This is a genomic window from Candidatus Dormiibacterota bacterium, from assembly GCA_035536395.1.
In the GTDB taxonomy this organism is placed as follows: Bacteria; Patescibacteriota; Saccharimonadia; order UBA4664; family DATLOE01; genus DATLOE01.
This window is the reverse complement of record DATLOE010000020.1, coordinates 1-8,971: the sequence shown is the minus strand read 5'-3', so window position 1 is coordinate 8,971 and position 8,971 is coordinate 1. Positions and strand designations below refer to the sequence as shown.

The following is an 8,971-nucleotide window of genomic DNA, read 5'->3' as shown; positions in this document are numbered from 1 at the left end:
CACGCTCCCGACGTTTGGGTGCACCTTTTGCTAACCGAATCTGGTCTTAGTGAGGAGCAGCAGCTTGAAGCCCGCGACGAGATGCGCCGAATTATCGAAGCGTGGTTTACAAAGCGTCACCACACGCTCTCGTGGGCTCTCGATATATTCTTCGGCCCTGGTCGCGGCTGCATCATGGACCGACACGGTACTGCCTTAGAGCATTGGTAACCCCCGAAGAGCCTGCAGTAATGCAGAGCCTCTTTGGGGGCTTTGTATTTTCGCTTCTACTTATCTACTTATAATTTTACGATCTTATCCAGGTGCCGGCGCCCAGGTTGCGCACTTTGCCGGTAATCTCCATTAAGGTAATGACGTTCGCAAACTCGGCGGCATTTAGCCCAGATTGCTCAATAAGTTCTTGGCTGTTAGACAGGCCGCTATCTAGTAGCTCCATAAGCTTCGCTTCAACCGCGCTATCGGCCCTCGCTGGCTTTTTACTAAGTTTGGTCGATTTAAGATCGAGCGCCGTAAGCACATCGGCTGCAGAGGTAACAGGTATGGCACCGGTTTTAATGAGGTTGTTCGGCCCGGCAGAGCGCAGACTGGTAATGTTACCCGGTACGGCCATCACTAGCTTGTTCTGCTCCAGTGCGAAATTAGCTGTAATCAGAGAACCGCTAGAAGCATCGGCCTCGGTAACGATTACGGCCAGGCTTAGGCCGGAGATTATACGATTGCGGGCCGGAAAGTGCTGCTTGAGCGGCGGCATGCCCTTTGGGTACTCACTAACAACCGCTCCGCCAGATTCTATAATGCGGCGCCCCAGATTACGGTTGCTGGCCGGATAGATCTCATTTAAGCCGCAGGCTTGTACGGCGATTGTATAGCCGCCGGCATCTAGCGCTCCCTGATGGGCTATGGCATCTATTCCTAGCGCTAAGCCCGAAACTACTCCAACTCCCGCGTGAGCCAACTCCCCCGCCAGCTGATGAGTAATTTGTTTGCCGTATGCGGTGGGCTTACGTGAGCCTACTATGGCAACTAGAGGTATATCGGTTAAGACCTTGCCAAGCACAAACAGCTCCTTAGGAGGGCTGGGAATCTCTCTCAAGAACTCAGGGTATTGTGATTTTGCATAAAGCAGCTTAGAGATTTGCATAGTTACAGTATAGAAAGCATTGACATATTTAACAAGTTATGCTATATTCTCACTCATGTCCTGATTTAGTCAGGGTAGTACATAAAGTGAAAATCCACTAACCTGCCTGCTTGGAGGCCACAACGTACCCTCCGTTTGGTGTTACAAGCAGGTGGTTTAGTCCTTCCAACCCGTTCCTCTCATTTACATAGGATCGCGAAAATGCCCTTGGCGGCAGGTATTGGTGGGATAGGGCTGATCTTCGGATGAGCCCACTAATAAAGACCCGACATGCAGTGGCCCAGCCCTCATGTGGGGTTTTTATTTTTTGCGGCTTTATCTTATGGCGCATTGCGGCGTCAGATCTCCAGTCCGCGCTCACCGTAGTTTCCGCTACGGCTCGCTTACGGGCTTCGATCTTTCTTGCACTGCATCCATAAGCTCAACCCTCGACACTTATTAAGCAGTCGGCCCTATTTCTTACGCAGAATCTGCGTGAACCACTTAACACCGTTTAGGAGCTGATGATCGGTATAAACAGTCTTAAAACCTTTAGCTAAAGGTTTGATTGATTCAGGTGTGTAGAGATAAAACAGCCGCTTGCCGTACTCGTCTTCTTTCCATTGGCTGCCCTTGCCCTCCTTGAGTGATAATAAGACTATACCGCCAGGGCTTATGGCCTGGCTTAGTCGTCTGAATATATCTTCTAGTTCTGCGGGACTGACGTGCAGGAGCGACGCAAATGCCAACACGACGTCGCAGGCAGGTATATCGTATTCAGTTATATCGGCTACTTCGAATTTAGCCTGCGGGTGTGATGCGCGCGCCAGGTTTATCATTTCCTCTGCGATATCCATACCTAAGTAGTTTTCGGTATATTTCAGTACTTCGCGAGCATCCCTGCCATTACCGCAGCCTATCTCTACCACTTGCGGGTCGGCCTTCTTGGTGTAGCTTAGAGCTAGTTTTACATCGGCCACCCGGGATTTAGTATTGTAATAATTTGCTAGCGGCAGGGCGCTTTTATTGTAGGCTTCGGTGGTGGCGGCCCGATGCTCTTGCTTCATATTAAATTATAGGAGTGCTCGGTAAGCTCGCCGGTTTTCAGGTGGCGGGCAATGTGATCGGCCGCATGCTCGGTAATACTGGGCAAGTGCGGCTTTTCCTCTGAATTAAACTTATCTAGTACGAACTTCTCGCTCGCAGTGTCTGCTGTATGCTGGTTGCCGATACCGAGACGGATGCGCCAAAAGTTCTTACTGATGTGCTCAATAATAGATTGTACGCCGTTATGGCCGGCGCTGGAGCCGCCTAGCTTTACCCTCATGGCTCCAAAGGGCAGATCGAGCTCATCATACACTACCCAGACGCTCTCGGGGTCTGCCTTGTAGTAGCGCATGAGCTCCCCTACGGCCTGGCCGCTGAGATTCATCATAGTGGTCGGTTTAACTAGAATACAGCCGTGCTCGGCCTTAAGCTCGCATACCTGTGCTTGTATCTTGCTGTGGGCCTTAAACTTACCAGTAGCACCGAAATCGGCTGCTAACCTATCAATTACCTCAAAGCCAAGGTTGTGGCGCGTACCCTGGTATTTTTCGCCCACATTACCGAGGCCTACTATAAGCTTCAATCGTCTTTCCTCTTATTCCTAAACTCTATTTTAATCGGTGTACCGCTAAAGTCGAACTGCTGGCGGATGCCGTTTTCTAAATAGCGCTGGTAGGAAAAGTGGACCAGCTCGGGATAGGTGCAGAATATGGCGAAGGTGGGCGGTGCGGTATCTATCTGTGTAGCGTAATTGATCTTGGGGCGCTTGCCGCGGAGCCCCGCCGGTGGCTGTTTGGCTACCAGTTCTTGAATGAGGTTATTCAGCTTAGCAGTCGATATTTTCTGCTGGCGGCGCTTACCTATATCCACGGCCAGCTCGAATAGCTTGGTAACGTTTAGCCCTTGGGTGGCCGAGGTATAAACTAGAGGCGCCCAGGGTACGAATGCAAAATCGCCCACCAGTTTGCGGGTATAGCGGCTTTGGGTTTTGTCGTCTTTCTCGGGCAAATCCCACTTGTTTACGACTAGTATCAGCCCCCTGCCGGCTTCGGCTACGTCGCCTGCTATGTGCTGATCGCCGGCTACAGACAACTCGGTGGCATTTATTAGCACCACTCCAATATCGGCTCTGGCAATTGCAGCTAGGGTGCGCAGCGAGCTGAACTTTTCTACTCCCGGTTCTATCTTGCCCCGGCGCCTAAGCCCCGCCGTATCGAGCAGCTCGATGGTTTGGCCATGGTACTTGATCTCAGCGCTGGTGACATCGCGCGTGGTACCAGCAGCTTCTGAAACTACTGTTTTCTGCTTACCAACCAAGCTGTTTAGCAGGCTCGATTTACCGACATTAGGGCGCCCAAGTAGTGCTAAGGTGATTTTGTCTTCTGGCTCTGGCGCCCGACCTTCTGGCAGGTGCGCGGAAATTGCATCCAAGAGATCGCCCGACCCCCGACCGTGAATGGCTGAGGTTTCTATCATTTCGCGGATTCCCAGGCGGTTAAAGCTATCGCCCAGCCCTGCACCTGCAGTATCGATCTTATTAATAGCCAGAATCACCGGCTTGCCGGTTTTTAGTGCTAGCTTTGCGGCCTGGCGATCGGCATCAGTGATCATGGTACCGGCATCTACCGCCACTACAAACAGGTCGGCAATGTCGGCTACTGAGGCAACTTGGTCTTGCACCTTAGCTTCCATCTCGCCCTTACCCTTCTGCAGTCCCGCCGTATCGACTGCCAGAAAATGCTTCTTCCCCCAGCTGACGTACCCATAATTCGGGTCGCGCGTGGTACCGGCTTGCTCGTGGGTTATAGCCTGGCGCTGGCCAACCAATCTATTAAACAGACTAGATTTGCCGACGTTAGGGCGGCCTACAATCGCTACCAGCGGAGTTACTGCCATGTGTAATTCCTCTCTATCCACCCGGCCAGTTTGGCCGTCTCACCAAAGCGGTCGGTGCTGCCTAGAACAACCGTAATTACCTCATGGCCACGGGTTTCGGTTAAACCGACAAAGCACTGCCCGGCAGCCGGCGTGTAGCCGGTCTTAATGCCCTTAAACTTACCTCCGGCCAGAAGCTGATCGGTGGTCGCTAGATCGTAGCGCTGGCCACTTGCAGCGTAGATGGCTTGCTGGCGGGTGCCTACTAAGCTGCGGGCAGTCTGGTTTTGAATTAAAAGCCCGCCCATCTGCGCCAGCGATTTAGCAGTGGCATAGTTGCCCTCATCTACCAGTCCGGAAGGGTTATTAAAGTTGGTGCCCTCTACTCCCCACTGCTTGGGTACGGTATTCATGGTATCGGCAAAAGCCTCCTGCGATCCGCTGTCTATAATGGCCAGCGCGTCGGCTGCGTCATTGGCTGAGGCTACCAGCAGGGCCGCTAGCAGATCGCCCATGGTGAACTGCTGCCCTGGCTTTAGACCAATAATGTGATCCTCTGGCTTGTAGGCCGGCAGCGGCGGAATAGTTACGGTCTTTTTTAGATCGTGACGTTTAATAATAGCCAGAGCGGTGGCCATCTTAGTTACCGAGGCGATCGCACGTTTGTCGTTAGGCTGCTTGCCAAATAAGGCCTGCCCGGTCTGCACGTCTATAGCGTACACACTGGCGGCCCCAAGCTGCAGCGGCTCCGTGCCCGACTTAACCGGCACAGGTGTGGTGGCAGTGGTTGGGCTCGGCAGGGCTTTTTCCTCCAGGCCGGCGCTGGCCTGGACTAGCTCATGATTAAGCTCCGGTGGCAAGGCGGCTACTGGCGCTAGCGTGCTAGCTAAAACTAATAAAGCTGTTGCAATAAAACTCATCAGGCATCTAGATTAACATAATTATAACCGAGAACGCGCACGTAAGCCTGGTGAGAGCTATTTAGGCGGCTGGGCTTGCGGCTTGTTCTGGCCTTCACCCTGCTGGGCAACCGATTGCTTAACAGCTGCTACAACATCTTCGAGCGTTACCTGCGATTTAACTAGGTATTTGTTTACACCCAGCGACTCCCCTCTTTCCCGGTCAGATTCTTGGCTGAGAGCTGTCATCATGATTACTTTAGTTTCTTTGGTTTCAGGAGTGGAGCGCAGAATATCTAGTACATCAAAGCCACTGATCTTGGGCATCATCACATCCAGTACAATCACTGAAGGATGCTCGCGCACGGCTACGGCCAGAGCCTCCTCGCCGTCAGAAGCTGTTACTACCGTAAAGCCTTCGGCTGTAAAACGCGCGCTGTAGATGTCGCGCAGGCTGAAATCATCTTCTACTAGCAGTATTTTAGCCATTTACACCTTTCATTTAGTTTAAGCATAACAATTATTTAACCTGCGCGCAATTACTTCTTAGCAAGGTCGATTACCTTAGCCTTGGTCGGCTTAGGCGCTGGAGCTGGAGCTGGAATGGAGCGAGTACTCTTAGGTAGAGCGCTGCTGCTAATGCGGGGCAGGGTGAAACGTATAGTGGTGCCTTCGCCCAATTTACTTTCTATGCCAATATGCCCACCTAGCATTTCTATAATAGTGCGACAGAGGTAGAGACCCAGGCCGGTGCCGCCAATGGTGCGGGTGGCGGAATTATCTATGCGGTAGTATTTCTGGAACAGATGCGGAATGTCTTCTGGTGCTATACCGATGCCGGTATCTGCGACACTGACCGTTACGGCATCGCTATTACCGCCAATCGTTACTTTTACTTTGCCCTTGGGTGCGAACTTGAGGGCGTTTTCTATTAAATTCATAACCACTTCGCGCAGGCGCTGCGGGCTGCCACTTACGACAAATACTGGCAGTACGGCCTTTTTGCCGCTGACGCTTTCGCCAACTGCCGCAAACGAGAGATCGACTGCCTTTCTTCTGGCGCTAAACTGCATATCGTCTACGACTTCGGTTACCAACTGGGTTAAATTGAGCGGTTCAATGTGCTCCATGCTACCTCTGTCTTCTAGCTTTGTAACAGATAGCAAGTCGCGGAACAGCTCGCCCAGGTGCCTAGTAGCCAAATAAGCTTTGTCTAAAAACTCCTTGGCCCGCTTGTCTACCGTTGCCACATTGGGATTATTAGCCAGCGAAAGGTAGCCCTCTATGGCTGCTACGGGGGTGCGCATTTCATGCGAGGCGGTAGAAATAAATTCGTTGCGCTGGCGCTCTACTTCCTTTTCGGCGCTGATATCGCGGAAGAGAGCAATGCCGCCGGTAATTCTTTTAAGCTGGTCGTAAATCGGCGAAAGCGAGATCCATACTGCAATTTTTTTACCACCCTTGGTTTCCATTATTAGCTCGTCGCGTACAATATTCTTCTTCTCTCGCCAGCATTGCAGAAACGGATCGTTTTTGTCCTCTACCTTTTTGCCTTCCTGGTCATGCAGGCTTAGCACCAGCCGGTAATCGATGTTCTGGGCCGAGCCGCCGTCCCAGCCGGTAATTTTGACGGCTGAAGGGTTGAAGTATTGTATCTGCCGATCGTGGTTTACCACCAGCACCCCCTCACCCACGCTGTTCATTAAAGCTTCTGATTTCAGCTCAGCCTCTGTTAACTTGCCGCTCAATGTGCCTAAATGCTCTTTTTGCAAGGCGTGCCCGCGCATAGCCATATGCAGCCACTCGGCAATGGCTCCGGTTGCCAAGATGATTAGAAGAGGACCCAAATGGCCTACTATATATTCGGCATTAAAATTGTGCAGGGCAAAATCGTAGCCGAAATACGCGAGTGTTGCACCTAGCGCTAGTAAGGTTGCCCCGCTGCCGAAAAAGCCGGCTACTACGATTGCCAACAACCAGAGTGAAAAGTACGGTGAATCTATCCCGCCGGTGGTTACGGTGATAAATAGAATATTTAGGGCCGAAATCAGGCTTATAATAATGGCCGAGAGCACCTGCGCTTTTCGCTTAAGCAGCTGGTGCAGGCTGAAGTAGTAAATAAGCGCCGCAGCACCTAACCCCGCTATTACTACACTAGCAGGTGAATCTTGCAGGAATTGGGGCCGGATTTGGTAGAGAACCGCTATTGAGATTGCCGTTATGCCGCCCGCCGCCGCCTGCAGAGTGGTTAAGATTGTAAGCCTCTGTGTCTGCAAGAAGTAAAACTCTTATGTTTTTATTATGCCCTAACCTGTTGCAAAAGCAAACGCCTATCTGGACTAATGCTCCTGGAATTGCTATAGTATCTTGGTTCAAATCGCTGCTGCGGCCCCATCGTCTAGTGGTTAGGACGCCAGGTTCTCATCCTGGTAACCGGGGTTCGACTCCCCGTGGGGTCACCATTAAGCGCTGATACAGATTGTATCGGCGTTTTGTGATAATATGGCTCTTGAAACGGGCGGCTTCGGCCGCCGCTTTTGTTCCTAGATGTGGAGGTGCGATGCAAGACAACGAGTTTCCCTGCCCGGATTGTAATGGCCAAAACATGAAAAAGGTTGGACATATACTGGGTGAAGGAATGGTTTACGAGCCATGCCCAACCTGCCAGCCCAATGCCTGCAATCGTCTTAGAGATTTGGGTGCCAGGGACGCGAGCAGTGCTACCATAGAACGTCTGCTCGACTCGCCTATTCCCCAGCGCTATATACCAAAGATGCTGGGCGGTAAGCAGGTTGTGTTCGACCGGAAAGAAAACAAGGTCGTCGAGTCTGCTCAGGATCGTATTTCAGCCACCGGTGAGACAGCGAAGTATGTAGCCCAAGAGCTAAACCAAGAAGCAGCTCAAGTCGTCACATAGCATTAAGCCCTTTCGCATGACAATCGTCTTTGTGAGGGGGCTTTTTCTTTTGGCAATTTTAAGGGGCTAGGTAATTAAACCCAGCCCCTTGTGCTACTCGCTTGTAGCGAGCGCTGGTGCTTCTTGATGCTTCTCCATCTTGGCGACCATCAGCGCCAAATGCCCGGCTAAGTGGCCGGCTTCATCGCGCCGATACTCGCTCGCGTTGCAGTAGGCCAGAGCTAGCTTGGCTTTGACCATGTCGCGATCCCGCAGGGCCTCGGCCGCCATAAGGCGAACTCTTCCATTAGGAAGATCGCCTGACTTCGGCTCGGTAGCAAAATCAGACAGGTTGGGATTGGCGTTGTGCTGCGCCGTTAGTTTCGTCCAGTCTTCAGGGAATTCCAGCCTAGGCAGGTCCCGAAACCTCCTCCCCTCATAGCCGGGGGCCCTCGTATGTATGATCAGCGTGTACAGTTCGCCGTAGACGTTCGTTCCGGCCCGGGCGCTCTCTAGCAGCCGCTCGTAATGGCCATGAATGAACTCGGGTATAGATACGCTGAGCAGGTCTGAATCTATACCATACTCCTCTGCCAGCCGACCAGCAGTCGGAGGCTTTATCTTCTCATGGCCATCGAGCAGTTCAAAGGCTGCTGCGACTCGCTTTTTGTGGCTGGCCCCGGATTTGAATATGGCCAGGCACTCGGCCATCTTCGGCTGCCAATTGTCATAATCGACAGCTGCCCAGTAGTACGCGCAGGCGGCATAATACTGCTCTACATCGCCATGGTCACGCGCAAATCTCTCCCACTCGTATTTGAAGCCATACAGCTGCTTGGTGAGCTCCTGGCCGGCCTCCCTGTCGTCAGCCAGGGTGCGTGCTATGAGATTCTGAAGCTTGCTGCGGTTAGCCTCTACCTCGCGACAGTGCTCAGCGAATCTCTTGTTCTCAGCCCGCCGATAGCGCCGCAAAGCCACAATAATTAGAACAACTATTGTGGCCGCTACCGCACCGAAAATTATAAGGAACACGATTAACCACCTTGGTAGAATTTCGTGGGCGTAATAATACAATGTTGCAGATGTACAGTCAAATAAAAACTAAGGGTTATCCACAGTATTATTTTGTAACAA

At 52.0% G+C, this 8,971-nt stretch carries 10 protein-coding genes and 1 tRNA gene; 3 read left to right on the top strand and 8 right to left on the bottom strand.

Annotated elements, in window-relative coordinates:
* Positions 1 to 210, top strand: a 210-nt coding sequence (locus tag VNA68_03485) for a hypothetical protein (protein HVE81166.1), incomplete at its 5' end; no start/stop codon positions are given.
* A 76-nt stretch (positions 211 to 286) separates the two neighbouring features.
* On the opposite strand, the gene dprA is transcribed toward VNA68_03485, so the two are convergent.
* The 7 genes from dprA to VNA68_03450 form a co-directional block, all read right to left on the bottom strand.
* On the bottom strand, positions 287 to 1,141 hold the full coding sequence (gene dprA, locus VNA68_03480) for a DNA-processing protein DprA (GenBank protein HVE81165.1): 855 nt from the start codon (positions 1,139 to 1,141) through the stop codon (positions 287 to 289).
* Positions 1,142 to 1,593: 452 nt separating this feature from the next.
* The gene (locus VNA68_03475) at positions 1,594 to 2,187 is read right to left on the bottom strand and encodes a class I SAM-dependent methyltransferase (GenBank protein HVE81164.1); all 594 of its coding nucleotides are present in this window, start codon (positions 2,185 to 2,187) and stop codon (positions 1,594 to 1,596) included.
* A complete protein-coding gene (pth, locus tag VNA68_03470) occupies positions 2,184 to 2,750 on the bottom strand; it encodes an aminoacyl-tRNA hydrolase (protein ID HVE81163.1) in 567 nt (188 codons plus the stop codon). The genes VNA68_03475 and pth overlap by 4 nt, the downstream gene beginning before the upstream one ends.
* A complete protein-coding gene (der, locus tag VNA68_03465; GenBank protein HVE81162.1) occupies positions 2,747 to 4,063 on the bottom strand; it encodes a ribosome biogenesis GTPase Der in 1,317 nt (438 codons plus the stop codon). The genes pth and der overlap by 4 nt, the downstream gene beginning before the upstream one ends.
* Entirely contained in the window at positions 4,054 to 4,962 is a 909-nt protein-coding gene (locus VNA68_03460) for a serine hydrolase (GenBank protein HVE81161.1), read from the bottom strand. Before VNA68_03460 ends, der begins: the two co-directional genes overlap by 10 nt.
* Before the next feature lie 57 nt (positions 4,963 to 5,019).
* Positions 5,020 to 5,430, bottom strand: coding sequence for a response regulator (locus tag VNA68_03455; GenBank protein HVE81160.1), 411 nt, complete (start codon positions 5,428 to 5,430; stop codon positions 5,020 to 5,022).
* Positions 5,431 to 5,480: 50 nt separating this feature from the next.
* Positions 5,481 to 7,217, bottom strand: a complete 1,737-nt coding sequence (locus VNA68_03450; protein ID HVE81159.1) for an ATP-binding protein — start codon at positions 7,215 to 7,217, stop codon at positions 5,481 to 5,483.
* A 111-nt stretch (positions 7,218 to 7,328) separates the two neighbouring features.
* Here VNA68_03450 and VNA68_03445 point away from each other — a divergent pair.
* Both VNA68_03445 and VNA68_03440 read left to right on the top strand, forming a co-directional pair.
* Positions 7,329 to 7,403: transfer RNA gene (locus VNA68_03445), tRNA-Glu, on the top strand.
* 143 nt (positions 7,404 to 7,546) lie between these two features.
* The gene (locus VNA68_03440) at positions 7,547 to 7,858 is read left to right on the top strand and encodes a hypothetical protein (protein ID HVE81158.1); all 312 of its coding nucleotides are present in this window, start codon (positions 7,547 to 7,549) and stop codon (positions 7,856 to 7,858) included.
* Positions 7,859 to 7,951: 93 nt separating this feature from the next.
* Here VNA68_03440 and VNA68_03435 read toward each other — a convergent pair whose 3' ends face one another.
* On the bottom strand, positions 7,952 to 8,869 hold the full coding sequence (locus VNA68_03435) for a hypothetical protein (protein ID HVE81157.1): 918 nt from the start codon (positions 8,867 to 8,869) through the stop codon (positions 7,952 to 7,954).
* Positions 8,870 to 8,971: the final 102 nt, after the last annotated feature.

Coding starts and splice junctions, on each gene's coding strand:
- VNA68_03475 (HVE81164.1), bottom strand. CDS start 2,187: ATGAAGCAAGAGCATCGGGCCGCCACCACCGAAGCCTACAATAAAAGC.
- der (HVE81162.1), bottom strand. CDS start 4,063: ATGGCAGTAACTCCGCTGGTAGCGATTGTAGGCCGCCCTAACGTCGGC.
- VNA68_03440 (HVE81158.1), top strand. CDS start 7,547: ATGAAAAAGGTTGGACATATACTGGGTGAAGGAATGGTTTACGAGCCA.
- VNA68_03460 (HVE81161.1), bottom strand. CDS start 4,962: ATGAGTTTTATTGCAACAGCTTTATTAGTTTTAGCTAGCACGCTAGCG.
- VNA68_03455 (HVE81160.1), bottom strand. CDS start 5,430: ATGGCTAAAATACTGCTAGTAGAAGATGATTTCAGCCTGCGCGACATC.
- dprA (HVE81165.1), bottom strand. CDS start 1,141: ATGCAAATCTCTAAGCTGCTTTATGCAAAATCACAATACCCTGAGTTC.